This window comes from Methylosinus trichosporium OB3b (assembly GCF_002752655.1).
Classification (GTDB): domain Bacteria; phylum Pseudomonadota; class Alphaproteobacteria; order Rhizobiales; family Beijerinckiaceae; genus Methylosinus; species Methylosinus trichosporium.
The window spans coordinates 225,478-251,105 of sequence record NZ_CP023737.1 but is presented as its reverse complement, the minus strand read 5'-3'; the positions used below and the strand labels follow the sequence as shown (position 1 = coordinate 251,105).

The window sequence follows — 25,628 nt, the reverse complement described above, 5'->3', positions numbered from 1 at the left end:
CGGTTACGTGAAATATGCGCGTCGTCGCCGACGCGTCTTTCGACCTCCCGTCGCGCCGATCCTCGGTCACCCGAGCCCGGCGTTGTTCTTCTTTGTCGAAGACGAAGTCCCCAAAGCCGCCGCGCAGAACGAGCGCTCCTCCGAACGAAGCGCCCAGGATCCCCCCGAAACGCCCCGCCGAAAACCCTCGTCCGGCGAGCCGCAACCATTTCCGTACGCGTCTTCAATGACAATATCCGATAGGGTAGGAGAAAGTAATCTATCGAATGGGAAGCACAAGCCTGTCAGGCTGTTTATATGGCGCCGCAAAATGACGTGATCAGCCCCGCCGATATGAGCGGCGACCAGTAGGGGAGGCTGCTCACTTCTCAATAAATACGTGAACTTCTGTGCCGGCGTCGGCGGCGGCGACGCCCTGCCCGAACGCCGCCCCGAGCGGGCGAGGCGACGAGGCCATAGCGGCAGTGCGGCGCCGGGGTCTCACGGAGAGAGCACACAGGTCAGCGCGCGGCGGCTCCGCCGGCCTGCGATGGAGAGAGAAGCGCATTGTGCAGATCAGCGGCCTGCGCGTCGCGCTCGGTGAGCGGCGCGAGGCCGAAGCGCGTCTCGATCGTCCGCAGGATCGAGGTCGTGTCATAGACCGTCTGGTCGACGAAGCCCTTCCGCACGTAGGGCGAGATGATCAGCGTCGGCACGCGCGCGCCCGGCCCGAATCGATCGATGCGCGGCGGCGCCACATGGTCGAAGGCGCCGCCATTCTCGTCGGCGGTGACGATGATCAGCATGTCCTTCCAGTTCGGGCTCGCGCGCAGCCGCGCGACGACCTCGGCGAGATGCGCGTCACCGCTCTTCAGATCGGCATATTGAGGATGCTGGTTCATGCGCCCGATCGGCTTGTAGAAGGAGACCGACGGCAGGCTGCCCTCCGCGGCGGACGCGAAGAAATCCTCGGCGTCCTTCAGATGCCGGTCGCGCTCGGCGCTTTCCGGCGCATAGCGCGCGAAATAGAGGAAAGGCTGGTGGTGCGTCTGGAAATGCTCCGGCGCCTCGCGCTGGCGGATGCGGCCGGCGCGCATGTCGTTCCAGCCGCCCGCATACCAGGCCCAGGAGACGCCCTTCTCGGTTAGACGGTCGCCGATCGTCGGCGCCGTCTGCGGCGGCAGATTCAGCTCGGCCGGGACGGAAAGGTCTATCGGCGACAGCGGCGTCGGCGGCTGCAGCGTGCTCACCGCAAATCCATCCGGCGTCACCCGCCCGGTCTTGCGGTAGCGCGGCGGGCCGTCGAGGGCGCTCTTCGGCGAGCTCTCCGCCCGCGCCAAAAAGCCTCTCTCGTCGAGCTCGGCGACGAGGCTCGGCGACGGCGAAGGGTAGACGGGCGCGCAGGCGCAGACGAGGAAGATATGGTTGAGAAAGGAGCCGCCGAAGGCCGCATGGAAAAAATGATCGGCGAGCGTGAACTCCTCCGCCAGCCGCCATTGCGCGAGGCCGCGGCCGTCGTAATAGCCCATGACGAGCCCGCCGGCGCCGGAGACGGCGGCGAAACGGTCCATGCGGCCGCCGTCGATCTGCTCCTGCTCCTGGTAGAAGTCATGGGTGAGATCGGTGGTCTTCTCGCCATTGGGCGCGAAGGCGTCGATCGGGAACGGCGCATTGGGCAAGGTCTGGGGAAAACGCGGGTCGACGCTCTCGTCCGCCCGGATAGGCGGAAGCCTGGCGAGCGCCGATCCGTCGGCGTCGACCTGCGTGAAACGGTCCGCGGAGCCCAGTCCATCCGCCCCCGGAAACAGCCCGAACACATTGTCGAAGCTTCGATTTTCCGTGTAGATGACGACGATATGGCCGATGCGGGCGAAAGGATTTTCCGCGTCTTGGGCGAGGCTCTGCCACGCCGGCCCGAGCAGCGCCGCAGCGGCGGCGAACGAACGGAAAATCGACGATTTCATAGACGGTCCGGCTGCTCGCATTACGGTTCTTCGGGACGCGGGAGGCGCGCGCGCTGGCTCGCCGCGTCATAATGATGACGCGGCCGCCACAATGCGGAAACAAGCAGTCAGAATCGTGACAGCGGCGCCTTCGCGCCGGCGGCGCGAAGGCTTCTCGTCAGGTGCTCAGTGCGCGGCCGTCGTCGAGGTCAAGCCCTGCGCCGGGCGCGGCGTGCCATTGGTGCGGGCCGGCAGAACCGGATAGCTCACATGCGGCTGCTCGCCGGTCAACGCGCCGAGGAAGGCTACGATCGCCTTGGTCTCGTCGCCCGAGAGCGTCACGCCGAGCTGATCGGCCGCCATGATCGACACGGCCTCCTCCAGAGTCCACACGCTGCCGGTGTGGAAATAGGGAGCGCGCAGCGCGACGTTACGCAGCGGCGCAGCGCGGAAGACATAATCGTCCGCGGCGCTCTTGGTGACGGCCGCGCGGCCCTTGTCCGCCGCGGGCAGCACCTCGGCAGCCGGCTTCTGCGCGACGCCGAAGGGGAAATAGCCGGCGCCGCCGACATTGACGCCGCCGTGACAGGAGACACATCCCTTGTCCATGAACAGGCGCAGGCCCTGCTTCTCGGTCGCGTCGAGCGCGGCCTCGTCGCCGGCGAGGAATTTGTCGAAGCGCGAGCCGGGCGTGATCAGCGTCGCCTCGAAGGCTTCGATCGCCAGAGCGAAATTATCGAAATTCGCCGGCTTGGCGTCGTTCGGGAAGGCTTTCTTGAACTCGGCCACATAGCCGGGGATCGAGTTCAGCGTCGCCTCGACATTGGCGGGCGTGTTGTTCATCTCGACGCCGGCCTGCACCGGGCCCTTCGCCTGCGTTTTGAGATCCGGCGCGCGGCCGTCCCAGAACTGCGCGACGTTGAACACGGCGTTGAGCACGGTCGGCGCGCGACGCGGACCCTTCTGCCAGCCGTGGCCGACCGAGGTCGAGCCGGCGTCGACGCCGCCGAGGCTCAGATTATGGCAGGAGTTGCAGCTGATGATCTGGCTCGCCGACATGCGCGGATCGAAGAACAGCTCTTTGCCGAGCTCGATCTTGGCAGGCGTCAAGTCATTGCTCTTCACCACCTTGGCGGCGGCGGCCGGCGTGATCGGCTCGAACAGGGCGTTGGCGTCCGCCCGCAGATCGCCCGCCATGGCGGCGGCGGGCAGGAACAGCATCGCGCTCAGCGACGCGACAAAGATACGAGACATTTTGGACGGGCTCCCCTCCGGATGGTCGAGCGTGCGCTGCGAACAAGGCCGCTCGATGCCCCGTCCGCCTAGCACAACCAGGGCCGTCGAGCAAAGGCGAACGACTGCAGCTAATTGCGAAATTTCAAGTATCTGTGACGCGACCATGACAGTCTCGGCGCCGTGGCGTCGTGGCTGAAGACTTCGCTTGCGCTGCGACATGTACTGAGGCGCTGTCGTTAAGCATCTACTGCGCCGCACAAGCCTGGATACTGCAGTGCGGACAGTCGATCGGCTCCCGCGGGCAGAGGATTTGTTGCGACCACGCCTTGCCGAATGGCATGAATGGGAGCAAGATCGCCTCAAACAGCGCCGAACACAGAAGCGGCTTCCGTCCGACAGGCGCGCAACGGGGAGGAAGATATGGCCGTGCTCACGCGCGTCGCGACGGCGCTCGCGGCTTGTTTCAGCCTTTCGGGCGCGGCCTTCGCTGAGCCGCTCGGGCTTCCGCCCGTTCCCATTCCGTCCGACAATCCGCAGAGCGCCGAAAAGATCGCCCTCGGCAATCGCCTGTTTCACGATCTGCGCTTCTCCAGCGACGGAACGGTCGCCTGCGCGACCTGCCATGCGGACGAGAAGGCCTTTACGGATGGTCCGCTGCGCACCTCGGAGGGGATCGGCAAGAAGACCGGGACGCGCAATGCGCCGACAGTGATCAACTCCGCTTATTTCACCTCCTTCTTCTGGGACGGACGCTCCGCCTCGCTCGAGGATCAATCGCAGCATCCCTTCCTCAATCCGGTCGAGATGGGCCTGCCGACGCATGAGCCGATCCTGAACATCGTCCGCTCCGACGACTTCTATGTCGATCTGTTCAAGCGGGCTTTCGGCAAGACCGGCGACGCCATCACCATGGACGAGGTGAAGAAGGCCATCGCCTCCTATGAGCGCACCATCGTCTCCGGCGATTCGCCCTTCGACCGCTGGCGTTTCGGCAAGGAGGAGAATGCGATCTCGGCGGAGGCCAAGCGCGGCTTCGACGTCTTCGTCGGCCAGGGGCGCTGCGTCTCCTGCCATGTGATCGAGGAGACGCAGGCGCTGTTCACCGACAATCGCTTCCACAATATCGGCGTCGGCATCAATCGCGCGCAATTCGACGTGCCGCGGCTCGCGGCGGAGTTTCTGACCGCCAAGGCGAAAGGCGCCGATGTCGACAAGACGGTTCTTTCCGATCCGAAGACCTCGGAGCTCGGCCGCTTCGCCGTCACCGATCAGTTCGATGTGATCGGCGCCTTCAAGACGCCGACGCTGCGCAATGTCGCGGTCACCCCGCCCTATATGCACGACGGCTCGCTGAAGACGCTGAAGGACGTCGTCAAGCATTACAACAATGGCGGGCGCAGCGACGGCGATCCGGCGCAGGTCAACGACTATCTCTCCGGCGGCATCAGGCCGCTCAGCCTCACCGAGCAGCAGATGGACGATCTCGTCGCCTTCATGGGGACCCTCACCACGCCCGCCTATTTCGGCGCGAAGACCAAATGAGACGCCGAAAGGCGCGAAGGAAAAAGGGGAGCAGCCGATGAGCGAATTGATCACGAGGCGCAGCGTGCTCGCCGGCGCGAGCGCCGGCGCGGCGATCACCACCCTGCCGATCAGCATGGTCACTCTCGCCTTCGGCGGAACGCGCGAAGATTTCACCTTCACCTATATTTCCGACGCGCATATCCAGCAGATCCGCGGCGCCGCCTTCGTGCGCAATTGGGACCAGGGGTTGAAGCGCGCGGTGGCCGAGGCCAATCTGGTGAAGCCCGAATCCGACTTCGTGATGTTCGGCGGCGATCTCGCCCAGCTCGGCAAGCGCGAGGAGCTCGATCACGGCGCCGAGATGCTGTCGAAGCTCAAGGGCAAGCTCTATTGCGTGATGGGCGAGCACGACTATTATCTCGACCTCGGCGATTATTGGAGCAAGCTCTACGGTCCGCATTATTACAGCTTCGACCATAAGGGCGTGCATTTCGTCGTGCTGAACTCCATCCTGACCAGCGAGCACTGGACATTCCATCGCTGGCCGACGGCCGAGCAGCGCATGCTGGAAATGGCGGGATTGGACAATCCCAATGGCTCGCCCTTCATGGTCGGCGACAAGCAGCGCAAATGGCTCGCGAACGATCTCGCCAAGGTCGACAAGGCGACGCCGCTCGTCGTCTTCTCACACTCGCCGCTGCAGAAGATCTACAAGGGCTGGAATTTCTGGACCGACGACGCCGAGGATGTGCAGGCGCTGCTCGCGCCTTACGACAATGTCACCGTCCTCTACGGCCATGTGCATCAGATTCAATATAATCAGATCGGCAGCATCAGCTTCAATTCGGTGATGTCGACCGCCTGGCCCTGGCCCTATCCGCAGACCTATTCGCAGGCCGAGAGCCATCTGCCGGTGCTTACCATTCCGATGAACCGCGCCGATCCCTTCTTCGAGCGCGACGCCACCGGATGGCAGCTGATCGACATCGGCTCGGGGCGCGTCGCCGCGCGCTATCAGCTCTGGGACAATGAGCCGCGCACCGTGGCCTATGATCGCAAGGCCGGGCGTCCGGTCGATGTCGCCTATCAGGAGCCGACGCAGCGCCGTCTGCCTCAGACCCATTATTGATCGGGAGCTCGACATGCGTCGCTCGACATTGCTTCTCGCCATCGCGCTCGCAGCCTTCGGCGCCTCCGCGCGGGCAGACGAGTTCACCCGCGCCGATGTGGACCGCTATCTGAAGGAGTTCGAGACCGTGGCCGCGGAGGGCCGCAAGCTGTGGACCAATGGCTCCGTCGGGACCAATGGCGTCGCCTGCGCGCAATGCCATCCCAACGCCGCCAACACCCATCCCGAAACCTATCCGAAGTTCCAGAAGCAGCTCGGCAAGGTGGCGCAGCTGTTCGAGATGGTGAACTGGTGCATCCGCAATCCGCTGCAGGGCCAGAATCTCGCGGCCGACGATCCGCGCATGACCGCGCTCGTCTCCTACATCACCTTCGAACGGCGGGGCATGAAGCTCACGCCGGGCGTTCATTGAAGGAGCGTGTCATGCGACAAGCGTTGCTGATCGCTTTGCCGGCCGCCTTCCTCGCCTGCGCCGCCATTGCCGCGCCGAAGCCGGAGGATGCGCCGACGCAAGCAGGGCTCGCGGCCCCGGAACCCGGACAAGCAGTGGCGGCGCCGTCGCCCTGCAGCGGCTGCGCCGGCCATGACTGCGCAAATTGTCCGCTGGCGCGCGCGGCGCTGGCGCGGGCGGAAACGCTTCCGCCCTGCCCGCATTGAGCGCCTATTCCACCGCGGCGGGCGCGGGCGCCGTCGCGAGCAGCGGTATGCCGAAAAAGCTCTCGTCATCGGCGCCGGCGGCCTTGTGCAGCTCGAAGGCGTCCTTCCAGACCGCCGTCTCGGTCGCGTCGGCCGGACGATAGGTGCATTTTCCCTCGGAATTGCCGGCCTGCAGCCATTTCCGGCTATTGCGCACGAAGCGGTCGAGCGCCTTCTGATCTGTGGGGCGGATGACGCATCGTGGAACGCCATCGACCATCACGACTTGCGGAAGCATGTGCGATCTCCGACAAAGGACCGCGACGACCTCGGCGGCGCGCCCCGACCTCCCCTCGAAGGTGGGAGCGCGCCCGTCCCGCGCGAACTCGCCCTACGGCCCCAGATTGCCTGTCTCATAATATGATAGCAATCGCGGCGCCATGCCTGGCCTGTCAGCCGATGTAATCCTGCACGACGTCGCCGAGAATGCGGTTCACATCGTCGAGGGTCGAGAGGTCGTAACGGGCGGTCTTCTCGCCGGCCTCGTTGTCGCGCTCGAATTTGGCGTGGCCGAGCATGATCGAGGCGCCTTCGATCTCGAAGGGAACGCCGAGCGGCTCCTTGAGCGGGCGGGAGATATAGAGGAGTCCCCTCACCTTCTGCTCGACGGCGCTGCCCATCAGCGTGACGTCGACGCCGAATTTGGGCCCGATGTCCTTCTTGATCATATCGTCAAGAAAATCGACCCAGCGGAAGAAGCTGGCAAAATTCCGGCGCACCTCGGCGATGAGCTGCTCTTCGGCCTTGGCGAGGCTCTCGCTCGACTCGGTCATGATAATTCCCCGCTCGCCGGCGCCTGTCGCCGGACTTGCGGGCAATTACGCGAATTTTGTGCCGTGAGGGGCTCCACCGAGCGAGCCTGAAGGCTCGCGGTCCAGTGGCCGCGTTGGACCGCGAGCCTTCAGGCTCGCTCCCTGCGCCCGATCTCATAGGCGCGGACATGGGTGAGCGCGATCTCGAGTATCGGCGTCTCGATCCCGGCGCGCACCGCTCGCGCGTGCATGTCGCCCAGAATATGCTCGCCCTCGGTCGGCGCGCCGCGCTCGATGTCGCGCAGCATCGAGGCTTTGAGCGACGAGCCGCGCTCAGTCAGCACAGCGAGCAGCGCCTCCGACTCGGGCGAAGGAGCCCAGCCCTCGGCGCGCGCGACGCGCTTGCATTCGTCGCGAAGCTGCAGAATGAGCCGCTCGCCCGCCGGCGTCGCCAGAACATCGCCGAGGCTCGCGCGCATTAGCGAGGTGATGCCGGCGAGCGCCGCGAGCAGCACGAATTTTTCCCACATCCAGCGATCGATGTCGTCGACATGGCGCGCTTCGACCGGCGTGTTCGCAAAGGCGGTCTCCACCGCCGCGAGCCGCGCGTCGCGCGAGCCGTCGCGCGTCCCGAAAATGATGCGGTTGCGCTCGCCGAAATGATGCAGAACGCCGTTCTCGTCCAGCGTCGAGCTGATCTGAGCCACGCCGCCAAAGACCTTTGCACGGGGAAAACGCTCGGCAACAATATCGAGATGAACGAGGCCGTTGAGCAGCGGCAGGATCGCTGTCCCCGGCCCCACGGCGCCGGCGATCGTCTCCAGCGCCGCGTCGAGATCATAGGCCTTGCAGGCGAGAATCACGAGATCGAACGGCGAGTCGACGCGCGTCGCCGTCTTCACCGAAAGGCGCGCATCGCCGAGCGGGCTCTCGATCACGAGCCCGCGTTCGGCGAGAAGGCGCGCCCGCGCCTCGCGCAAGAGAAAGGTCACATCGGCGCCGGCCTCGACCAGACGGCCGCCATAATAGCCGCCGACGCCGCCCGCCCCGAGGATCGCGATGCGCATCACGCGCCGCCGGTCGGATAATTCGGGCTCTCGCGCACGATCGTCACGTCATGGACGTGGCTCTCGCGCAGGCCGGCGTTGGTGATGCGCACGAATTCCGCCTTGGACTGGAATTCGGTGATGGTCGGCGCGCCGACATAGCCCATCGCCGCGCGCAAGCCGCCGGCGAGCTGATAGAGGATCGGCGCCACCGGGCCGCGATAGGGGACCTGACCCTCGATGCCCTCCGGCACGAGCTTGAGGCTCTCTTTCACATCCTGCTGGAAATAGCGGGCCGCCGAGCCCGCCTCCATGGCGCCGACCGAGCCCATGCCGCGATAGGATTTGAAGGAGCGGCCCTGATAGAGGAACACTTCGCCCGGCGCCTCCTCGGCGCCGGCGAGCAGCGAGCCGATCATCACCGCCGAGGCGCCGGCGGCGATGGCCTTGGCGAGATCGCCCGAATATTTGACGCCGCCGTCGGCGATCACCGGCACGCCGGCCTTATGCGCCTCCTCCGCCGCATCCATGATGGCGGTCAGCTGCGGAACGCCGACGCCGGCGACGATGCGCGTCGTGCAGATCGAGCCCGGCCCGATGCCGACCTTGACCGCGTCGGCGCCAGCGTCGATCAGCGCCTTGGCGCCCTCGCGCGTCGCGATATTGCCGGCGACGATCGAGACCTTGTTGGAGATTTTCTTGATGCGGCCGACCTGATCGAGCACGGCTTGCGAATGGCCATGCGCCGTGTCGATGACGATGAGGTCGACGCCGGCCTCGATGAGATGCTGCGCGCGCTCATAGCCGCGGTCGCCGACGGTCGAGGCGGCGGCGACGCGCAGCCGGCCTTCGGCGTCCTTGGCGGCGTGGGGATGCAGCGTCGCCTTCTCTATATCTTTCACCGTGACGAGGCCGACGCAGCGATAATCCTCGTCGACGACCAGCAGCTTCTCGATGCGATGCTGATGCAGCAGCCGGCGCGCCTCGTCCTGGTCGACCCCCTCGCGCACGGTGATGAGCTGGCGCGTCATCAGCTCGGCGACCGGCTGCGTCATCACATCGGCGAAGCGCACGTCGCGATTGGTGAGGATGCCGACCAGTCTGCCCGGCCTCTCGCCATGGCCGCGCTCGACCACCGGAATTCCGGATATGGAGTAGCGCGACATCAGCGCCAGCGCGTCGGCGAGCGTCTCGTCCGGATAGATGGTGATCGGGTCGACCACCATGCCGCTCTCATAGCGCTTGACCTTGCGCACCTCGGCGGCCTGAGCCACGGGCGAGAGATTCTGGTGGATGACGCCGAGCCCGCCGGCCTGGGCCATGGCGATGGCGAGCCGCGCCTCCGTCACCGTATCCATGGCGGAGGAGATGATCGGCAGATTGAGCGTAATCTCGCGCGTCAGCCGCGTCGAAATATCGACCTGAGAGGGCATGACCAGCGAATGGCCAGGGCGCAGCAGCACGTCGTCGAAGGTCAGGGCCTCGTGCAACGCCGGTCGTGCGTAGGATGTCATGGAGCCAACTCCCTCAAGGCGGTGAAAACGGCGCGCAGGCCGTCTCTCGGGTTGGCGCGTGCTCATAGCATCAATATGACGGAAGGCAAACTCGCCGCAGCGGGCGGGGGAAAAAGCGCCCGCGTGTCGTCTCGAGGCGACATGTCTTCACGAAAGCAAGAGCGCCGGGCGAAATATCGCCCGGCGCGAGCGACACGGCGGGCCGCGCCCGCCGTGAGGCGAGGAAGCTCAGCGACGAATGACCTCGAACACCCGGTTCAGGCCATGCTGCTGGGTGAAGAAGGTGCGGCCGTCGACGAGGCCGTTGACGGTGCCGAGGAGAGCGCTCTTCAGCACGCTGCCGTTCGAGGTCATGACGCCGGTCGGCTCATTGTCGCCGGCGCCGGCCGGGGCCGCAATCGGATCGCTGCCGAGCGCGACGAGACGCTTCGACGAGACGCCGCCGCGCACGCTGAACGTCCAGATCGAGTCGAATTTGGCCAGCTGATCATGCAGCGTGTCGCCACGATCCTCGGCGACGAGCAGCTGGTTGGTGTTGCCGAAAGCGATGTTGTCGAAGCTGGCATGATCCGCATCGCCCAGATAGGCGGTCGAGACAACGCCGTCATAGCCCTTGCTCGCGAGCGGGAACGCGCCGATCTTCTCAACGCGAACGATCGCACCCCAGGCTGCGCGTTTCGCCAGCTGCGGAACCTGCCCCGTCGGCGCGTCCGTGTCGCCAGTCACCGTGACATAGAAGGTGTTGAAGTCCGAGGTCGGGTCGAACGCCATGTTCTCCGGACGCTTGAACGGCGTCGCTCCCAACGCCTTCGCCGCCGCAGTGGCGTTGAACGCAGCCGTGTCGCCCGCGTTCGACTTGTGGATGGTGAGCCAGCGGAACGGCAACACATTGCCCGGCGTGTAGAGAACGCTCTGCTTGGGCGAGGTGATGTCGCCGATGACGTCGTCCGCATGGAACTTCAGCGGCGCGCCGTCGACGAACACCTGCAGCGCCTGCAGCCGTCCGCCAGCCGAAAGATCCTTCGGGTTGTTCGGCAGGTAGCGATAGACGAAGGAATTTGGCTGCTTGGCGCTCTTCAGCGGCACATTGGCGACGCCGTCGACCGTCGCGGTCGTACCAGAGGGAGCCTTGGCGCCGCCGATATCCTCGATGAGATAGACGACGCCGTTCTTGTCGAGGTGGATGCCTTCCCAACCGCCGAGGCCGATGAACGCCTCATAGGTCTTGTGGACGGGCGGCCAAGTCACGGAGACGGAATGAATATTGCCGGCGCCATTGGACGAATCGTCCTCGGTCTCCTCGCCGAACAGCAGCGAGTTGGTGAACGGATCATAGGTCGACCCGTCGATGCTGTTGAAGCCGGTCTTTCCGGTCTGCGCGTCCACCGGGGTCAGCAGGGTGATGCGATGCGCCGGATCGGCGACGTCGAGATTGATGCGCGTCACAAAGGCGAGATTGCCGCCATTCTCATGACCCTGGAACAGGAAGTGTGTGCCGTAATCATAACCGGCCGTCGGGCCGCCCGGATTCGGCATCTCCAGATAGGTGTTCTGATCCGGCTCGGTGCCTTCGCCGGTCGACAGCTTGCCGAACATGGTGATCACACCGCTCGGATTCTCCACCGGGTCCGCGTACTGGGCGAGGATCTTCAGGTGGAACGGAGACGCGAGAACGTCGGCTCTGGCGGTGCCCGGGATCGGCGTCACGGCCTTTGGAACGCTGTTTGTGATCGGACCGGCTCCATCGCGCGCCTGCGCGGCCCCGGCGCCGTAGATCGAAAGCGCCGCGAGCGCGACGCTACAGATGATGGACGTTTTCATTCAGCCCCTCCTTTGACGACGAATGCGTCAGCGGGGCCGTCTCTAAGCAGTGGTTGTGACAGTTTGCGCACTGTGACATGGCAGTCCCGTAACACCGTCGGCGGGGATTGGCGATCGGTCAGCTCGCGTCTTCCGGGCGGCTCCCGTCGGCGAACGCGCTTGACGCCGCGGTCGCCGCCGGGGCATTTGGGGCGCTCCCTCCTCTCGCCGCGCTTTTCAAAGGTCTCCATGATCCGATCCGCCCTGATGAATGTGATGACGGCCGCCGTCCTCAAGGCCGGCCGCGGCCTGAAGCGCGACTTCGGCGAGGTCGAGAATCTGCAGGTGTCGGTCAAGGGCCCCGGCGATTTCGTCACCGCCGCCGACAGACGCGCGGAAAAGACCCTGTTCGAGGAATTGTCGCGGGCGCGGCCGGGCTATGGCTTCCTGATGGAGGAGAGCGGCGCAGTCGAGGGCTCCGACAAGAGTCACATCTGGCATATCGATCCGCTCGACGGCACGTCGAACTTCCTGCACGGCATTCCGATCTTCGCCGTGTCGGTCGGGCTCGAGCGCGAGGGACAGCTCGTGGCCGGCGTCGTCTATAATCCGGCGAGCGACGAGATGTTCGTGGCCGAGAAGGGCCAGGGCGCCTATTTCAACAATCGGCGCATGCGCGTCTCGGCGCGCAAGACGCTCGGCGAATCGCTCGTCGCCTGCGGCATTCCGCCGCTCGCGGGGATCGAGCGGCACGCCCGCTTTCAGACGGAGCTCGCCGCCGTCATGGCGAAGACCGGCAACATCCGCCGTCTCGGCGCCGCCGCGCTCGACCTCGCCTTCGTCGCGGCCGGCCGTTGCGACGGCTATTGGGAGCGCGGCATCAAGCCCTGGGACATTGCTGCGGGCATCGTGCTCGTGCGCGAGGCCGGCGGCTTCGTCACCGATCTCGACAACGGCTCCGACATGCTCTCCAAGAGCGCGATCTGCGCGGGCAATGAGGCGATCCACCGCCATTTGCTCGATACGCTGCGCAAGGCCTGACGCGATGGCGCGGCCGGGCCTCGTCAGCCCCCGCATCGTTCCGCGCCGGGACGAGGACTGGCCGTCCTTGCTCGAGCTGTGGGTCGCGTCCTGGCGCGCGACCTATCCGGACATCGATTTCGATGCGCGCCGCGACTGGCTGCGCCAGCAGGTGCTTCGCTTGGAGCGCAGCGGCTCGCGCACGCTGCTGCTCCGCGAAGGCGCGCCGCCGGCGACGATCGGCTTCGTCGTGATCGATCCGGCGACCCATTGGCTCGATCAGCTGTGCGTGCATCCCACGCGCTTCGGCTCGGGCGCGGCGGAGGCGCTGATCGAGGCGGCGCGCAGCATCTCACCGGCGCGGCTGCGCCTCGACGTGAACGCCGACAACCGCCGCGCCGTCTCTTTCTACGAGCGCGAAGGCTTTGTGAGCCGGGGCGAAGGCGCGCCCAGCCTCTCGGGGCGGCGGACGCTGATCATGGAATGGACCAGCGCCCTGCTCCCTCAGTCGTGATCGACGATGGCGATGCGCACCATATTGGTCGCGCCGGGTGAGCCGAAGGGCATGCCGGCGACGATGATGACGCGATCGCCCGGCGAGGCGAAGCCTTCGCGCGCCGAATTCACACAGGCGCGGTCGGCCATGTCCTCGATGTCGCGCGCATCCTGCGTCTCCAGCGCATGCACGCCCCAGACGAGAGCGAGGCGGCGGGCGGTGTCGCGGCTCGGCGTCAGCGCCAAAATGGGCGGCCGCGGCCGCTCGCGGGCGATGCGCAGCGCCGTGGCGCCGGACGAGGTCCAGGCGCAGATCGCCACCGAATGCAGCGTCTCCGCCACGTCGCGCGCGGCGACCGCGATCGCGTCGGCGACGGTCGGATCGGGCGCGGCGGCGCGCTGGGCGTTGATGATGGAGCGATAGACCGCGTCGGTCTCCACCTCCTCGGCGATGCGGCTCATCGTCGCCACCGCCTCGATCGGATATTGGCCGGCGGCGCTCTCGGCCGAGAGCATGACCGCGTCGGCGCCCTCATAGACGGCGGTCGCGACGTCCGACACTTCCGCTCGCGTCGGCAGAGGCGCGAGAATCATCGATTCGAGCATTTGCGTCGCGACCACGACCGGCTTGCCGAGGCGCCGCGCGGCGCGGGTGATGCGCTTTTGCAGGCCGGGCACCTTCTCGAGCGGCACTTCGACGCCGAGATCGCCGCGCGCCACCATCAGCGCGTCCGCCACCTCGATCACCTCGTCGAGCCGGGCGATCGCCTGCGGCTTCTCGATCTTGGCCATGATGGCCGCGCGCTTGCCGGCGACGCGCTTGACCTCGAGCACGTCCTCTGGCCGCTGCACGAAGGAGATCGCCACCCAATCGACGCCCTCCGCCAGCGCCGCGTCGAGATCGGCGCGGTCCTTCGGCGTCATCGAGGTGATGGGGATCTCCGTGTCCGGCAGGCTGACGCCCTTGCGGTTGGAGATGCGCCCGCCGATGTCCACCACGGCGCGCGCCATCACGCCGCCGGACGTCTCGACGACATGCAGGCGGACCTTGCCGTCGTCGATGAGGATCGTGTCCTTTTCCTTGAGCGCGCTCAAGATCTCGGGATGCGGCAGTTGCACGCGCGAGACGTCGCCCGGCGTCGGATCGGCGTCGAGGACGAACATGTCGCCCTTGCGCAGATGCACGGCGCCTTCCGTAAAGGCGCCGATGCGCAGCTTCGGGCCCTGCAGATCGGCCAATATGCCGATCGCGCGACCGGTCTCGGCCTCGATCTCACGGATCATGCGGACATAGGCGGCTAGGCCCGCGTGATCCGTATGACTCATGTTGATCCGGAACACATCCGCGCCGGCTGTCGACAGGCCGGCCACGACCGACTTCTCGACGCTCGCCGGACCGAGCGTCGCGATGATCTTGACGCGCCGCAACCTTCTCATTTCTCGGGTCATCCCTTCTGTCGAGCGGCGTGCGCCCGAGCCCTCATCTCGCAGTCGTCGACGTCGGATCGGTGAGCTGCACCGTCCAGTTCTTGGCGTCGCGTCCGGTGTCGATCTCGAAGAAGCCGGTGCGGTCGAATCCGCGGGCGAAGCAGTCCTCGCGGCCGTCGATGCGAAACTCGCGATCGCGCGTGCACATGAACGCCTTGCCCTTCCATTCGCCGCCACGCTCGTCCATGGCGTAGATATAGTAATATTGCGCCGCGAGCGGTCCGCGCAGCAGCGTCTCGCAATCGGAGGCGCGCAAGTTCCACCATCCTTCCGAAAGCCAGCCGCGGCCGTCGGTATAGGCGAGCGCCACGCTCACCCGATTGCTCGTGTTGTTGCACATCCGAAAATCCGCCTCGGCCGCCGTGGTAGCGCAGAGCCAAAACGATACGATTACAGTCGGAGCGAATCGTTTGGTCATGGGGAAGCTGCTGCGTGGAAGATCGGTGGTCTTCGCGCCTCGATGCGGCGGCGCGGCGTACAGCCAAACCACGGGACGGCCTATTTGTCCACCCCGCGCGAGCGCCGCGCGCCGCAAAGGCTGCGGCGGCCCGGACGAAGGCGCGGCCGCCAGCCGCCAGCTCGCGCGTCAGCCGCGCCTCAGCGCCGCCGCCGCGCGCGGCGCGAAATAAGTGAGAACGCCCGCAGCCCCCGCCCTCTTGAAGGCGACGAGGCTCTCCATCATCGCCCGCTCGCCATCGAGCCAGCCATTGGCGGCGGCGGCCTCGATCATCGCATATTCGCCCGACACCTGATAAGCGAAGGTCGGCGCATGAAACGTCTCGACGACGCGCCGCACGATGTCGAGATAGGGCAGTCCCGGCTTGACCATCACCATGTCGGCGCCCTGCTCGAGATCGAGCGCCACCTCGCGCAGCGCCTCGTCGCTATTGGCCGGATCCATCTGATAGGTGCGCTTGTCGCCGCGCAGCGTCTTGTCGGAGCCGACGGCCTCGCGAAACGGCCCGTAGAAGGACGAGGCGTATTTGGCGGCGTAGCTCATGATCTGCACCGCGTCGAGGCCTTCGGCGTCGAGCGCGGCGCGGATCGCGCCGATGCGGCCGTCCATCATGTCGGACGGCGCGATGACGTCGGCGCCGGCGCGCGCCTGATTGAGCGCCTGCGCCACCAGCGCGGCGACCGACTCGTCATTGACGATCTCGTCGCCGATCAGAACGCCGTCGTGGCCGTGGCTGGTGTAAGGATCGAGCGCGACATCGGTGATCACGCCGATGTGCGGCACGGCCGATTTCAGCGCGCGGCAGGCTCGGCAGACGAGATTTTCCGGATCGAACGCCGCCGAGCCGCGCTCGTCGCGCAGAGCCGTATCCGTATTGGGAAAGAGAGCGACGGCGGGGACGCCGAGCGAAGCCGCCTCCTCGATCGCTTCCACAGCTCTATCGAGCGAATAGCGAAACACGCCGGGCATCGAGGCGACAGCGTCGCGGCGTCCAACGCCCTCGACGAGAAACACGGGCCAGATCAGATCGTCGACCGAAAGCCGCGTCTCGCGCACCAAGCGCCGGGCCCAATCGCTCTTGCGATTGCGGCGTGGACGATGCGCCAACGTCAAGCGCGCGCGCGTCTCGGCGCTGGGTCCGGTGTCGAAAGCTGCCATGGCGTCGGCCTCCCGCACAGCCGCGCATGCACAGGTCGCGGCGCGCTTTGCCTAACACGCCGGCGAAGAAGGCGGAAGTCCGCGGCCCGCCCGCGTTGACGCCCGCCGTCGGTTCGGTCTAGAGCGGTCGCCGACGCGCCGTTTTGCGAGCGAGCGCTTCGCTGCGACATGCAGCGCCGTCACAACGGATATGGATGGCCATCCGACACAACGCCGCGGGCGACATTTCCCGAAGCTTCGCCACAGCATGCTCGGCGATCACCTGCGTGGCGATCGGCTGCGTGATGTGGTGCTGCATCGCCACGGCAATCGCAGCTCCGGATGGCCATGCCTCCACTCGGCGGCAGCGCGGCTCCCATTCCGCGCCGGCCGCGAAGCGCATACCGCGCGCCCCCCTGCCCCCGGCGCATCCCGCGCCGCCTGTCGTGATCGAGCAGCCGCCGGCGCCGCCGCCCGAGCTGCCGCCAGTCGATCTGTCGACGCCGCCGCCGTCCCTGCCGCGAGCTCCCCGCGAGCGCATGAAGCTGTGCGCGACGCAGTGGCTGAAGCTCAGGCAGGAACGGCAGACGGGAGGAACGACATGGCGGGAATTCGCGACCCAATGCCTCGCTCGCTAGCGACGCTTCGACGGGATCGTTCGATCGCGCGTCGAGAGCGCCTCTGACGGCTCGCAGCGTCGATCGACGAGACGTCGCTCGCGAGCCGGCTGAACTGCAGGCGCCGATGGCTCGCGCGTCACTCCATTTCCGAGGTTTCCGGAGCCGGGGTCGTCTCCTTGACCTTGCGCGGAGCGCGACGCTTGACGGGCGCCTTGCGCGCAGCCTTCTTCGTCGCGGTCTTGCGCGTCGCCTTCTTGGCGACAGTCTTCTTCGTCGCGCCGCGCTTCTTCGTCGCCGCCTTGCGCGTCGCCGTCTTACGCGTGGCCTTCTTCGTTGCGGTCTTGCGCGTCGCCTTCTTCGTCGCAGTCCGCTTCTTGACTGCCGTTCTCTTCTTCGTCGCGACCTTCTTGGTCGCCGCCTTGCGGACGCCCTTCTTCGCGGCGGCCTTCTTCGCCGGCTTACGCTTCTTCGTCGTTGCTTTCGCCATCGTCAGTCCCCTTGATCCCAAATCGCCGGAATGTCGCTTCACCGGACAATAGGCGGCAATAGCGTAACGCGGTTAATCGCCGGTTCAAGTGGCGTGATTGCGAATTGTGCGCGCCGAGATGCGCAGAGCGCATCAGCGCAACACTTCGCCGCAACAGCGACGCGCAACCAACGCAGAGCGCTTGCGCGTCGCGCCTCGTCGCGGCGCGACCATCGAGACGACCGCATCGACATCGAACGCGTCGCACGCGCATGATCGCACCACGATGCGAAGCAATGGCTCGTCGCTCCGCGAGAGGCGATCAATCCTTTGTTTTTCCAGCAAATGAATGCAGAGCGAGCGAGTGCTGAAGGCTGCTCTCCGTCAACGCTCGCGAGCGTGCGCGAGACGCAGGGCGTTCGCTTCTCGAAGTGTGCGGCGCGTCTCGGCGCGCAATCGGCAGAAGGCGATCAAACATCCGCTCACGCAGCAAGGATGCGTCCGGAGCGCGAAAAAAAAATTGTGCGAAGAATTGTCTTTAGACGCGCGAATGGCGCCGACGCAGTCGTCGACGCCATTCGTTTTCGCGAATCGCGGCGCGCCGACGATTCGCTCCACATGCGTGAAATCGCGGGACTCAGATGCCGAGACGGCTCTTCAGCAGCTCGTTGACCGCCTGCGGATTGGCTTTGCCGCCGGTCCCCTTCATCACCTGCCCGACGAACCAGCCGAGCATGGTCGGCTTCGCCTTGGCTTGCGCGACCTTGTCGGGATTGGCGGCGATGATCTCGTCGATCGCCTTCTCGATCGCGCCGGTGTCGGTCACCTGCTTCAGTCCGCGCGTCTCGACGATATCGCGCGGGTCGCCGCCCTCCTGCCAGACGATCTCGAACACGTCCTTGCCGATCTTGCCGGAGATGACGCCCTGCGAGATGAGATCGACAATGGCGCCGATAGCGGCGGCGGAGACCGGCGAGCGGGTGATGTCAAGTCCCTCCTTGTTGAGGCGGCCGAACAGCTCGTTGATCACCCAGTTGGCGACGAGCTTGGCGTCACGCCCCGTCGCCGCCTCCTCGAAGAAATCCGCGCTCGCGCGCTCGGCGACGAGCACGCCGGCGTCATAGGGCGGCAGACCATACTCAGCGATGAAGCGCGCGCGCTTGTCGTCCGGCAGCTCCGGCAGCTCCGCCTTCAGCGCATCGACATAGGTCTGATCGAATTCGAGCGGCAGCAGATCCGGGTCGGGGAAATAGCGATAGTCGTGCGCCTCCTCCTTGGAGCGCATCGAGCGCGTCTCGCCCTTGCCGGGATCGAACAGCCGCGTCTCCTGACGGATGACGCCGCCGTCCTCGAGAATGCCGATCTGTCGGCGCGCCTCGACCTCGATCGCCTGGCCGATGAAGCGGATCGAGTTGACGTTCTTGATCTCGCAGCGCGTGCCATAGGGCGCACCGGGCTTCCTCACCGAGACATTGACGTCGGCGCGCAGCGAGCCCTGCTCCATGTTGCCGTCGCAGGAGCCGATATAGCGCAGGATGGTGCGCAGCTTGGAGACATAGGCGCGCGCCTCCTCGGCCGAGCGGATGTCGGGCTTGGAGACGATCTCCATCAGCGCGACGCCCGAGCGGTTGAGGTCGACATGGCTCTCGGTGGGCGAGAGATCATGCATCGACTTGCCGGCGTCCTGCTCGAGATGCAGCCGCTCGATGCCGACGGTGATGCGCTCGGTCGGCGTCACGTCGACCACCACCTCGCCTTCGCCGACGATGGGATGCTTGTACTGCGATATCTGATAGCCCTGCGGCAGATCGGGATAGAAATAATTCTTCCGGTCGAACACCGAGCGCAGATTGATCTGCGCCTGCAGGCCGAGGCCGGTGCGGATGGCCTGGCGGACGCATTCCTCGTTGATAACCGGCAGCATGCCCGGCATGGCCGCGTCGACGAGCGAGACATGGTCGTTGGGCTCGCCGCCATATTCGGCGGAGGCGCCGGAGAACAGCTTGGCCTTGCTGCTCACCTGAGCATGGATCTCCATGCCGACGACGACCTCCCAGTCGCCGGTGGCGCCTTTGATCAATTTGCTGGGCTGCGTCTCGCGAATGTTCATGTGCCTTCGCCCTCGACCTGCGTTCTTCACTCTAGAGAGTTCTACACCAGAGACCGACGTCTTTGCGAGCCGAACGCGAAGCAATCCGGGGGCCGCTCGGGGCTCCCGGATTGCTTCATCGCATCGCCTCTCGCAATTCGACGATCAGGGGCCGGAAGACGTCTCGTCCGGGCCTTGCGGCGCGACGTCGCCCATCAGCCGCTCCTCATAAGCGATCGACCATTCGATCACGGCGCGCCACAGGCTCTGCGCCAGCTCGGCGGACATGCCCTCGCGCCGCGCCGCCGCTGCGACGCGCGCCAGCACTTCGTCGACGCGCTCGGGCACGAGCGCGGGAATGCCGAGGCCGGGTTTCACCGCGGCGGCGCGCTCGATCTGGCGCTGGCGGCGGGCGAGCAGCGCGACGAGCTCGTCGTCGAGCGCGTCTATGGTCGCGCGCACATCCGACATTTCGTCGCGCGGGTCGAGCTTTGCGGCCTCTGCTCTGCGCGTCATCTCGCCTTCATCCACCAGGGCTGCGGGAAATCGATACTGGGCGCGGCGCTCTCCAGCGCCGCGGCGAGCGAGAACAAGGTCGCCTCGTCGAAGGGGCGGCCGATCAGCTGCAGGCCGAGCGGCAGGCCGTCGGCGCCGAGGCCGCCCGGCACGGCGATGCCCGGCAGGCCGGCCATGTTCACCGTCACGGTGAACACATCGTTCAAATACATCTCGACGGGATCGGCCGCGCCCTTCTCGCCCTGCGCGAAAGCGGTCGAAGGCGTCGCGGGCGTCAGCACGGCGTCGACGCCGGCGGCGAAGACCTCGTCGAAATCGCGCTTGATGAGGCTGCGGATCTTCTGCGCGCGCACATAATAAGCGTCGTAATAGCCGTGCGAGAGCACATAGGTTCCGATCATCACGCGGCGGCGCACCTCGGAGCCGAAGCCGGCGGCGCGCGTCTTCTCATACATGTCGACGATGTCGCTGCCCTTCTCGCGCAGCCCATAGCGCACGCCGTCATAGCGCGCGAGATTGGACGACGCCTCGGCCGGCGCGATGATGTAATAGGCCGGCAGCGCATAGCGGGTATGCGGCAGGGAGATCTCGACGATCTCGGCGCCGGCGTCGCGCAGCCAGGCGGCCGCCTCATCCCACAGCGCGTTGATCTCGGCGCCGCCGCCGATGCGATATTCCTTCGGAATGCCGATGCGCCGGCCCTTCACCGAGGCGCCGATCGCCGCCTCGTAATCGGGAACCGGCGTATCGACGCTGGTCGTGTCCTTCGGATCATGCCCCGCCATCGAGCGCAGCATGATCGCCGCGTCGCGCACGGTTCGCGTGATCGGTCCGGCCTGATCGAGCGAGGAGGCGAAGGCGACGATGCCCCAACGCGAGCAGCGGCCATAGGTGGGCTTGATGCCCACCGTGCCGGTGAAGGCCGCCGGCTGGCGGATCGAGCCGCCGGTGTCCGTCGCCGTGGCGCCGAGCGCGAGACGCGCCGCCACCGCCGCCGAGGAGCCGCCCGACGAGCCGCCGGGAACGATCTTCGCATCGTCGAAGGCGTCGCCCTTCTTGCGCCGCCATGGCGAGACGACGGGACCGAAGGCGCTGGTCTCGTTCGACGAGCCCATGGCGAATTCGTCGAGATTGAGCTTGCCCAGCATCAAGGCCCCGTCGCGCCAGAGATTGGCGGAGACGGTGGATTCATAAGTGGGCGTGAAGTCGTCGAGGATGCGGCTTCCCGCGGTCGTGCGCACGCCCTTGGTGCAATAGAGATCTTTTATGCCGAGCGGCAGGCCCTCGAGCGGCCGCGCCTCGCCGCGCGAAAGACGCGCGTCGCTCTCCTGCGCCGCCGCGAGCGCGAGCTCCGGCGTCGTGGTGATATAGGCGTTGAGCGCGCTCGCTTCGGCGATCGCATCGACATGGGCGCGCGTCAGCTCGACGGCCGAGAGCTTCTTGGAGACGAGCGCGTCGCGCGCCTCGGCGAGTGAGAGATGCGTAGGATCGGACATGAGGCTCGTGGCTCTCGGATCGATGAGGCGCGTCGCCGGAGCGAAGCGCCGAGGGAGACCTTACTCGATGACTTTCGGGACCACGAAATAATGGTCCTCGCGCTCCGGCGCATTGGCGAGAACGTCGTCCGCGAAGCCGCCGTCGGTGACGACGTCCTGGCGCTTCTTCATTTGCATCGGCAGAGCCGAGGTCAGCGGCTCGACGCCATCGACGTCGACGCTCGACAGCTCCGCGACGAAAGCGAGAATGGCGTTGAGCTCCCCGCCGAGCCGCTCGACCTCGTCGTCCTCGACGGCGATGCGCGCGAGATGGGCGATGCGGCGAACGGTCGCCTGATCGACGGACATGTTTGAAAGCTCCGTTCCGGTGTCGTTTGCGCGCTATACCACTTGCGGCTTCGGCGGCGCAATGCGCGCGCCGCGGGGGGAAGCTGGCGTGATGCAATGGCCGCGCCGCCGTGCTAGGCGAATGCGATGACCGACAAACGCACGACTGTCGAGGAGCTGGCCGCGCTTCTGCCCGCCAAGGGCCGGCTGATGGGGCTCGATGTCGGAACCAAGACCATCGGCCTCGCGCTCTCGGATGTGGAGCGCCGCCTCGCCTCGCCCTTGGAGACGATCCGCCGCGGCAAATTCACGTCTGACGCGGAGCGTCTCGGCGCGCTCGTCGCGCAATTCGACATCGCCGCGCTGATTGTCGGCCTGCCGCTCAACATGGACGGGTCCGAAGGCCCGCGCGCGCAAGCGACACGGGCCTTCATGCGCAATCTCGGCGCGCGCTTCGCGCTGCGCTACGCCTTCTGGGACGAGCGGCTTTCGACCGCCGCCGTCACCAGAGAGCTGCTGGCGCAGGACGCCTCGCGCGCCAAGCGGGCGGCGGTCGTGGACCGAATGGCCGCCGCCTACATTCTGCAAGGCGCCCTCGACAGGCTCAGGCGCCTCGCCTCGCCAGTCTAGGCCGGACGGCTCACCACCAGCCGCCGCGACGCCAGCCCCAGCCGGGACCGCCCCAGCCGCCGCCGCCGAAGCCGATGTTCAGCGCGCCGCCGATCAGCCCCGCGCCGGCGCCGAGCAGGCCGCCGCCGCCATAGCCGCCACCATAGCCGCCCGGATAGGCGACGGCGACGACCGGCACCGCGACCGCCGTCGCGACCGGCGCCGCCACATAGGCCGTGCGACGCTCGACGATGTAGCGGGTGCGCGGAATATACGCCGTGCGACGCTCGATGATGCGGTTCACATAGACCGTCCGATGCTCGACGCGGCGCGGCGGGCAGTAGTGAGCCGAGCGGCCCATATAGGCCGAGCGGCCGGAACGATAATGCACCGACTCGGTGGCCGCGGGCGGGGCGACCTTCGCCGCATCGGCGAGACCCACGGGTCCCGCGTAAGCGGCGCCGCCGACGGCGAGGAACATGACAGCGCCGGTCGCGCCGATCATCGACAACTTCACAACCTTGGTCATGACTGAGGCCTCCTTTTGGTTGGCCAGGCTCTACCCCCCGTTTCCCCGCCGCCCCGAAGGGCGGCGAGACCGCTGCTCGCAGCTCGACTGACGGCCGGCCACGCCGGCGCGCCCGTCAGCGCCGGAGACGATGATCCGATGGACGATGATCGCGCCGTTGCGCCGCGGCGGCGGAAGACGAGACGGCAGGCTCTCCGACGAACGAGAAGCCGGCGCGCAAGCGAAAGCTCATATGAGACCCCCAAGTCGCAGCTCTAGAACAATTCAATTCATCCAGGTTGCATCCCGTGAACGATGTCTCGGGTCACCGGGAACTAACGCGCGCCGCCTCTGCGTCCAGCCCCGCGGCGATTCGAAAAGGGGAACGGCGCGGCCGCCGCCGCGAGCGTTGATGGCCATAATTACACTTTTTAGTTGTATTCAGCGGAAGATCGCCGAATCGGAGTCGGTCGCAAGCAGCCGTCAACTCCAAATTTCTGGCAGCCGAGCGTGGTCGTGGGCGCGTTGACAAGTCGCGCCGTCGCTGGCAAATTACGACCATAGGTTGAATACCTCATCGGGCGGCGTCGCCGCGGGACAGAAAATGAGCAAGGATCAGGACGTTCATTCCACCCGCGAGGAATCGGCCGAGGACGACAGCCCGCTGGCGCGTGAAACGACGGCGGCGGGGCTCGCCGCCTATATCGCCGAGCTCTCCGGCGAGCTGGCGCTCATGGCCGAGCGCGCCGATTTCACGATGCTCGGCTATTTTCTGAGGCTCGCGCGGGTCGAGGCCGAGACGAAAGCGAGCGAGCTCGCGACGCCGGCGCCGACCGTCGATGGCTCCGGCCGCGCCTAGACCGTCTTCAGACGAGTGAGACCAGATTGGCTCCGTGCCGGGCGACGCGGCCGGCGAGATCGAGCTCCAGCAGCGCGGCGTGCACCTCGCGCGCCGGCAGGCCCGCCGCGCGGATCAGCTCGTCGATCGTCACCGGCGCCGGACCGAGCAGCGCCACGACATGAGCGACCGCATCGCCGGCGAGCACGGCCTGCGGCTCTATGGCGGGCGGTTCTGCGGCGGGCGGCTCGGCGGGCGCCGGCGGCGCCTCGATGAAGCGCGCCGGCCGCGGCTCCTGCATTGCGAACAGGTCGAGCTCGTCCCACAGCGGCTCGTCGACGAGCTCACCCTCCCCCTCGCCGAACAGATCGCGACCCGGCGCCGGGGCGACGGCGAGAACGCGCGTCACATCGTCGGCTCCCGTGCACATCGTCGCGCCCTGGCGGATGAGATCATTGGTTCCTTCGGCGCGCGGATCGAGCGGCGAGCCGGGCACGGCGAATACTTCGCGCCCCTGCTCGGCCGCAAAGCGCGCGGTGATGAGCGAGCCGGAGCGGCGCGCCGCCTCGACGACGACGACCCCGCTCGCCAATCCCGAGACGATGCGGTTGCGGCGCGGAAAATCGCGGCCGCGCGGCTCCCATTCGATCGGCATCTCGGACAGGACCGCCCCGCCGCGCGCCGCGATCTCCGCGATCAGCGGCGCATGTTCGGACGGATAGGGCCGCGCATGTCCGCCGGCGAGCACGGCGACGGCGCCGGTCTCGACGCTGGCGCGATGGGCGGCAAGATCGACGCCGCGCGCGAGGCCTGAGACGATGACGTAATTTTCCCGCGCGAGACCGCGCGCCAGCCGCTCGGTGAAGGTGAGCCCTGCCGCCGAGGCGTTGCGCGAGCCGACGATGGCGACGCTCGGCCGCGCGAGGACCTCGGCCGAGCCGAGCAGCGCCAGCAGCGGCGGCGCCGAGTCGATCTGGCGAAGCAATGGCGGATAATCGCCATCGCCGGAGGCGAGGAAGCGCACGCCGAGCGCCGCAGCTCTATCCAGCTCGGCGCGGATCTCGTCCGCCTCGGCGATGCGGATCTTGCGGCCCTGCGCGGAGCGCGCTACGAGCGCCGGCAGCGCGTCGAGCGCCGCCTCGGCGCCGCCGAAGCGATTGACGAGCTGGCGGAAGGTGCGCGGCCCGACATTCTCGGAGCGGATCAGCCGCAACCAATGGAACAGCTGCTCCGCAGAGAGACGGACCGCGGACGCCGGCTCGCTCATGCCTTCTTTCCGATACGGCTCTCGCGGCCGGCGAGCAGCCGGCGAATATTCTCGCCGTGCTTCCACCACAGCAGCGCGGCCAGCGCGGCGAAGACGACGGCGTCCGCGAAGCGGCCGGAAGCGGCGAGAAACATCGGCGCGGCGGCGCTCGCCACCAGCGCCGACAAGGACGAATAGCGAAATAGGCCGGCGACGGCGAGCCATACCGCCGCGAAGACGAGACCAGCCGGCCAGTAGAGTCCGAAGAGCGCGCCGAGAAAAGTGGCGACGCCCTTGCCGCCGCGAAAGCGCAGCCAGACAGGCGCGATATGGCCGATGAAGGCGGCGGCCGCGGCGAGGACGCCGCCCGCCGGCGCGATCTGCGCGCCGATCAGCGCCGCGGCGAGGCCTTTCATCGCGTCGAGCAGAAGAGTGGCGGCGGCGAGATCCTTGCGTCCGGTGCGCAGCACATTGGTCGCGCCGATATTGCCGGAGCCGATGGTGCGAATGTCCGTCGTGCCCGCGAAACGCGTCAACAGCAGGCCGAAGGGGATCGAGCCGAGCAGATAGCCGAGCGCGAGAGCGACGAGATCTTGAGCCGAAAAGGACAAGGGGAGCTTTCGTTGCGATGGCGTGGCCGGCTGTCGCGCCGGGGCGGCGGAAACGTTAGTCGCGCCCGCCTCTGCCCGCAAGACCC

At 66.8% G+C, this 25,628-nt stretch carries 27 protein-coding genes; 9 read left to right on the top strand and 18 right to left on the bottom strand.

The window, feature by feature from the left end:
• Positions 1-500: 500 nt before the first annotated feature.
• Together acpA and CQW49_RS01210 are read right to left on the bottom strand one after the other, a co-directional pair.
• On the bottom strand, positions 501-1,943 hold the full coding sequence (gene acpA / locus CQW49_RS01215; protein ID WP_003610853.1) for an acid phosphatase: 1,443 nt from the start codon (positions 1,941-1,943) through the stop codon (positions 501-503).
• Between the two features lie 165 nt (positions 1,944-2,108).
• Entirely contained in the window at positions 2,109-3,176 is a 1,068-nt protein-coding gene (locus CQW49_RS01210) for a cytochrome-c peroxidase (RefSeq protein ID WP_003610854.1), read from the bottom strand.
• Between the two features lie 402 nt (positions 3,177-3,578).
• Between CQW49_RS01210 and CQW49_RS01205 the strand changes: the two genes are divergently transcribed.
• The 4 genes from CQW49_RS01205 to CQW49_RS01190 are packed head-to-tail and all read left to right on the top strand — an operon-like array spanning position 3,579 to position 6,468.
• Positions 3,579-4,700: a cytochrome-c peroxidase gene (locus CQW49_RS01205; protein WP_003610855.1), complete on the top strand. Its 1,122-nt coding sequence runs from the start codon at positions 3,579-3,581 to the stop codon at positions 4,698-4,700.
• Between the two features lie 37 nt (positions 4,701-4,737).
• Complete coding sequence (locus tag CQW49_RS01200; RefSeq protein WP_003610856.1) at positions 4,738-5,811, top strand: metallophosphoesterase family protein; 1,074 nt, start codon at positions 4,738-4,740, stop codon at positions 5,809-5,811.
• Positions 5,812-5,824: 13 nt separating this feature from the next.
• Positions 5,825-6,223: a hypothetical protein gene (locus tag CQW49_RS01195; protein ID WP_003610857.1), complete on the top strand. Its 399-nt coding sequence runs from the start codon at positions 5,825-5,827 to the stop codon at positions 6,221-6,223.
• Positions 6,224-6,234: 11 nt separating this feature from the next.
• Complete coding sequence (locus tag CQW49_RS01190) at positions 6,235-6,468, top strand: hypothetical protein (protein ID WP_003610858.1); 234 nt, start codon at positions 6,235-6,237, stop codon at positions 6,466-6,468.
• Positions 6,469-6,472: 4 nt separating this feature from the next.
• On the opposite strand, the gene CQW49_RS01185 is transcribed toward CQW49_RS01190, so the two are convergent.
• From CQW49_RS01185 to CQW49_RS01165, 5 genes are all read right to left on the bottom strand, one after another.
• Positions 6,473-6,745, bottom strand: a complete 273-nt coding sequence (locus tag CQW49_RS01185) for a hypothetical protein (RefSeq protein ID WP_003610859.1) — start codon at positions 6,743-6,745, stop codon at positions 6,473-6,475.
• A gap of 154 nt (positions 6,746-6,899) precedes the next feature.
• Entirely contained in the window at positions 6,900-7,280 is a 381-nt protein-coding gene (locus CQW49_RS01180; protein WP_003610860.1) for a hypothetical protein, read from the bottom strand.
• Positions 7,281-7,408: 128 nt separating this feature from the next.
• Complete coding sequence (locus CQW49_RS01175) at positions 7,409-8,326, bottom strand: ketopantoate reductase family protein (protein ID WP_003610861.1); 918 nt, start codon at positions 8,324-8,326, stop codon at positions 7,409-7,411.
• Positions 8,326-9,819, bottom strand: coding sequence for an IMP dehydrogenase (gene guaB, locus CQW49_RS01170; protein WP_003610862.1), 1,494 nt, complete (start codon positions 9,817-9,819; stop codon positions 8,326-8,328). The genes CQW49_RS01175 and guaB overlap by 1 nt, the downstream gene beginning before the upstream one ends.
• Before the next feature lie 228 nt (positions 9,820-10,047).
• Positions 10,048-11,640: an alkaline phosphatase PhoX gene (locus tag CQW49_RS01165; protein WP_003610864.1), complete on the bottom strand. Its 1,593-nt coding sequence runs from the start codon at positions 11,638-11,640 to the stop codon at positions 10,048-10,050.
• 228 nt (positions 11,641-11,868) lie between these two features.
• Here CQW49_RS01165 and CQW49_RS01160 point away from each other — a divergent pair, with 228 nt between their 5' ends.
• The gene (locus CQW49_RS01160; protein ID WP_003610866.1) at positions 11,869-12,660 is read left to right on the top strand and encodes an inositol monophosphatase family protein; all 792 of its coding nucleotides are present in this window, start codon (positions 11,869-11,871) and stop codon (positions 12,658-12,660) included.
• A gap of 4 nt (positions 12,661-12,664) precedes the next feature.
• Complete coding sequence (locus CQW49_RS01155) at positions 12,665-13,153, top strand: GNAT family N-acetyltransferase (protein ID WP_003610867.1); 489 nt, start codon at positions 12,665-12,667, stop codon at positions 13,151-13,153.
• Here CQW49_RS01155 and pyk read toward each other — a convergent pair.
• The 3 genes from pyk to hemB all read right to left on the bottom strand — a co-directional run bounded on the left by pyk (position 13,144) and on the right by hemB (position 16,237).
• Complete coding sequence (pyk, locus tag CQW49_RS01150) at positions 13,144-14,571, bottom strand: pyruvate kinase (protein ID WP_003610869.1); 1,428 nt, start codon at positions 14,569-14,571, stop codon at positions 13,144-13,146. The two genes, CQW49_RS01155 and pyk, sit on opposite strands and share 10 nt — an antisense overlap.
• Before the next feature lie 43 nt (positions 14,572-14,614).
• Positions 14,615-14,962 (bottom strand): DUF1036 domain-containing protein, encoded by a 348-nt coding sequence (locus CQW49_RS01145; RefSeq protein ID WP_040566300.1) that lies wholly within the window; start codon positions 14,960-14,962, stop codon positions 14,615-14,617.
• A 246-nt stretch (positions 14,963-15,208) separates the two neighbouring features.
• Complete coding sequence (gene hemB, locus CQW49_RS01135) at positions 15,209-16,237, bottom strand: porphobilinogen synthase (RefSeq protein WP_003610871.1); 1,029 nt, start codon at positions 16,235-16,237, stop codon at positions 15,209-15,211.
• 194 nt (positions 16,238-16,431) lie between these two features.
• Here hemB and CQW49_RS01130 point away from each other — a divergent pair, with 194 nt between their 5' ends.
• Positions 16,432-16,854, top strand: a complete 423-nt coding sequence (locus tag CQW49_RS01130; protein WP_003610872.1) for a hypothetical protein — start codon at positions 16,432-16,434, stop codon at positions 16,852-16,854.
• Positions 16,855-16,972: 118 nt separating this feature from the next.
• Here CQW49_RS01130 and CQW49_RS01125 read toward each other — a convergent pair whose 3' ends face one another.
• The 5 genes from CQW49_RS01125 to gatC all read right to left on the bottom strand — a co-directional run bounded on the left by CQW49_RS01125 (position 16,973) and on the right by gatC (position 21,751).
• Positions 16,973-17,323, bottom strand: a complete 351-nt coding sequence (locus CQW49_RS01125; protein ID WP_003610873.1) for a hypothetical protein — start codon at positions 17,321-17,323, stop codon at positions 16,973-16,975.
• A 616-nt stretch (positions 17,324-17,939) separates the two neighbouring features.
• Positions 17,940-19,412, bottom strand: coding sequence for an Asp-tRNA(Asn)/Glu-tRNA(Gln) amidotransferase subunit GatB (gatB, locus tag CQW49_RS01110; protein WP_003610874.1), 1,473 nt, complete (start codon positions 19,410-19,412; stop codon positions 17,940-17,942).
• Positions 19,413-19,556: 144 nt separating this feature from the next.
• Positions 19,557-19,907, bottom strand: coding sequence for a chorismate mutase (locus CQW49_RS01105; RefSeq protein ID WP_003610875.1), 351 nt, complete (start codon positions 19,905-19,907; stop codon positions 19,557-19,559).
• Entirely contained in the window at positions 19,904-21,403 is a 1,500-nt protein-coding gene (gene gatA / locus CQW49_RS01100; RefSeq protein WP_003610877.1) for an Asp-tRNA(Asn)/Glu-tRNA(Gln) amidotransferase subunit GatA, read from the bottom strand. Before gatA ends, CQW49_RS01105 begins: the two co-directional genes overlap by 4 nt.
• A 60-nt stretch (positions 21,404-21,463) precedes the next feature.
• Positions 21,464-21,751, bottom strand: coding sequence for an Asp-tRNA(Asn)/Glu-tRNA(Gln) amidotransferase subunit GatC (gene gatC, locus CQW49_RS01095; RefSeq protein WP_003610878.1), 288 nt, complete (start codon positions 21,749-21,751; stop codon positions 21,464-21,466).
• A 126-nt stretch (positions 21,752-21,877) separates the two neighbouring features.
• Here gatC and ruvX point away from each other — a divergent pair, with 126 nt between their 5' ends.
• On the top strand, positions 21,878-22,360 hold the full coding sequence (ruvX, locus tag CQW49_RS01090; RefSeq protein WP_003610880.1) for a Holliday junction resolvase RuvX: 483 nt from the start codon (positions 21,878-21,880) through the stop codon (positions 22,358-22,360).
• Between the two features lie 10 nt (positions 22,361-22,370).
• Here ruvX and CQW49_RS01085 read toward each other — a convergent pair whose 3' ends face one another.
• Positions 22,371-22,868 (bottom strand): hypothetical protein, encoded by a 498-nt coding sequence (locus tag CQW49_RS01085; protein ID WP_003610882.1) that lies wholly within the window; start codon positions 22,866-22,868, stop codon positions 22,371-22,373.
• Positions 22,869-23,451: 583 nt separating this feature from the next.
• Here CQW49_RS01085 and CQW49_RS01080 point away from each other — a divergent pair.
• A complete protein-coding gene (locus CQW49_RS01080; RefSeq protein ID WP_003610884.1) occupies positions 23,452-23,706 on the top strand; it encodes a hypothetical protein in 255 nt (84 codons plus the stop codon).
• 7 nt (positions 23,707-23,713) lie between these two features.
• Here the strand turns inward: CQW49_RS01080 and dprA are convergent, their stop codons facing one another.
• Positions 23,714-24,952, bottom strand: a complete 1,239-nt coding sequence (dprA, locus tag CQW49_RS01075; RefSeq protein ID WP_003610886.1) for a DNA-processing protein DprA — start codon at positions 24,950-24,952, stop codon at positions 23,714-23,716.
• Positions 24,949-25,542: a glycerol-3-phosphate 1-O-acyltransferase PlsY gene (plsY, locus tag CQW49_RS01070; protein WP_024749387.1), complete on the bottom strand. Its 594-nt coding sequence runs from the start codon at positions 25,540-25,542 to the stop codon at positions 24,949-24,951. The genes dprA and plsY overlap by 4 nt, the downstream gene beginning before the upstream one ends.
• Between the last annotated feature and the right edge of the window lie 86 nt (positions 25,543-25,628).

What these genes read in the sequence shown, in the direction of transcription:
- CQW49_RS01210 (WP_003610854.1), bottom strand. Translation starts at nt 3,176, where the DNA reads ATGTCTCGTATCTTTGTCGCGTCGCTGAGCGCGATGCTGTTCCTGCCC.
- ruvX (WP_003610880.1), top strand. Translation starts at nt 21,878, where the DNA reads ATGACCGACAAACGCACGACTGTCGAGGAGCTGGCCGCGCTTCTGCCC.
- CQW49_RS01200 (WP_003610856.1), top strand. Translation starts at nt 4,738, where the DNA reads ATGAGCGAATTGATCACGAGGCGCAGCGTGCTCGCCGGCGCGAGCGCC.
- CQW49_RS01165 (WP_003610864.1), bottom strand. Translation starts at nt 11,640, where the DNA reads ATGAAAACGTCCATCATCTGTAGCGTCGCGCTCGCGGCGCTTTCGATC.
- acpA (WP_003610853.1), bottom strand. Translation starts at nt 1,943, where the DNA reads ATGAAATCGTCGATTTTCCGTTCGTTCGCCGCCGCTGCGGCGCTGCTC.
- CQW49_RS01145 (WP_040566300.1), bottom strand. Translation starts at nt 14,962, where the DNA reads ATGTGCAACAACACGAGCAATCGGGTGAGCGTGGCGCTCGCCTATACC.
- CQW49_RS01080 (WP_003610884.1), top strand. Translation starts at nt 23,452, where the DNA reads ATGAGCAAGGATCAGGACGTTCATTCCACCCGCGAGGAATCGGCCGAG.
- CQW49_RS01105 (WP_003610875.1), bottom strand. Translation starts at nt 19,907, where the DNA reads ATGACGCGCAGAGCAGAGGCCGCAAAGCTCGACCCGCGCGACGAAATG.
- CQW49_RS01185 (WP_003610859.1), bottom strand. Translation starts at nt 6,745, where the DNA reads ATGCTTCCGCAAGTCGTGATGGTCGATGGCGTTCCACGATGCGTCATC.
- CQW49_RS01160 (WP_003610866.1), top strand. Translation starts at nt 11,869, where the DNA reads ATGATCCGATCCGCCCTGATGAATGTGATGACGGCCGCCGTCCTCAAG.
- gatA (WP_003610877.1), bottom strand. Translation starts at nt 21,403, where the DNA reads ATGTCCGATCCTACGCATCTCTCACTCGCCGAGGCGCGCGACGCGCTC.
- dprA (WP_003610886.1), bottom strand. Translation starts at nt 24,952, where the DNA reads ATGAGCGAGCCGGCGTCCGCGGTCCGTCTCTCTGCGGAGCAGCTGTTC.
- gatB (WP_003610874.1), bottom strand. Translation starts at nt 19,412, where the DNA reads ATGAACATTCGCGAGACGCAGCCCAGCAAATTGATCAAAGGCGCCACC.
- CQW49_RS01190 (WP_003610858.1), top strand. Translation starts at nt 6,235, where the DNA reads ATGCGACAAGCGTTGCTGATCGCTTTGCCGGCCGCCTTCCTCGCCTGC.
- CQW49_RS01155 (WP_003610867.1), top strand. Translation starts at nt 12,665, where the DNA reads ATGGCGCGGCCGGGCCTCGTCAGCCCCCGCATCGTTCCGCGCCGGGAC.
- CQW49_RS01175 (WP_003610861.1), bottom strand. Translation starts at nt 8,326, where the DNA reads ATGCGCATCGCGATCCTCGGGGCGGGCGGCGTCGGCGGCTATTATGGC.
- pyk (WP_003610869.1), bottom strand. Translation starts at nt 14,571, where the DNA reads ATGAGAAGGTTGCGGCGCGTCAAGATCATCGCGACGCTCGGTCCGGCG.
- CQW49_RS01205 (WP_003610855.1), top strand. Translation starts at nt 3,579, where the DNA reads ATGGCCGTGCTCACGCGCGTCGCGACGGCGCTCGCGGCTTGTTTCAGC.
- CQW49_RS01085 (WP_003610882.1), bottom strand. Translation starts at nt 22,868, where the DNA reads ATGACCAAGGTTGTGAAGTTGTCGATGATCGGCGCGACCGGCGCTGTC.
- CQW49_RS01125 (WP_003610873.1), bottom strand. Translation starts at nt 17,323, where the DNA reads ATGGCGAAAGCAACGACGAAGAAGCGTAAGCCGGCGAAGAAGGCCGCC.
- gatC (WP_003610878.1), bottom strand. Translation starts at nt 21,751, where the DNA reads ATGTCCGTCGATCAGGCGACCGTTCGCCGCATCGCCCATCTCGCGCGC.
- CQW49_RS01130 (WP_003610872.1), top strand. Translation starts at nt 16,432, where the DNA reads ATGGCCATCCGACACAACGCCGCGGGCGACATTTCCCGAAGCTTCGCC.
- guaB (WP_003610862.1), bottom strand. Translation starts at nt 9,819, where the DNA reads ATGACATCCTACGCACGACCGGCGTTGCACGAGGCCCTGACCTTCGAC.
- hemB (WP_003610871.1), bottom strand. Translation starts at nt 16,237, where the DNA reads ATGGCAGCTTTCGACACCGGACCCAGCGCCGAGACGCGCGCGCGCTTG.
- CQW49_RS01195 (WP_003610857.1), top strand. Translation starts at nt 5,825, where the DNA reads ATGCGTCGCTCGACATTGCTTCTCGCCATCGCGCTCGCAGCCTTCGGC.
- CQW49_RS01180 (WP_003610860.1), bottom strand. Translation starts at nt 7,280, where the DNA reads ATGACCGAGTCGAGCGAGAGCCTCGCCAAGGCCGAAGAGCAGCTCATC.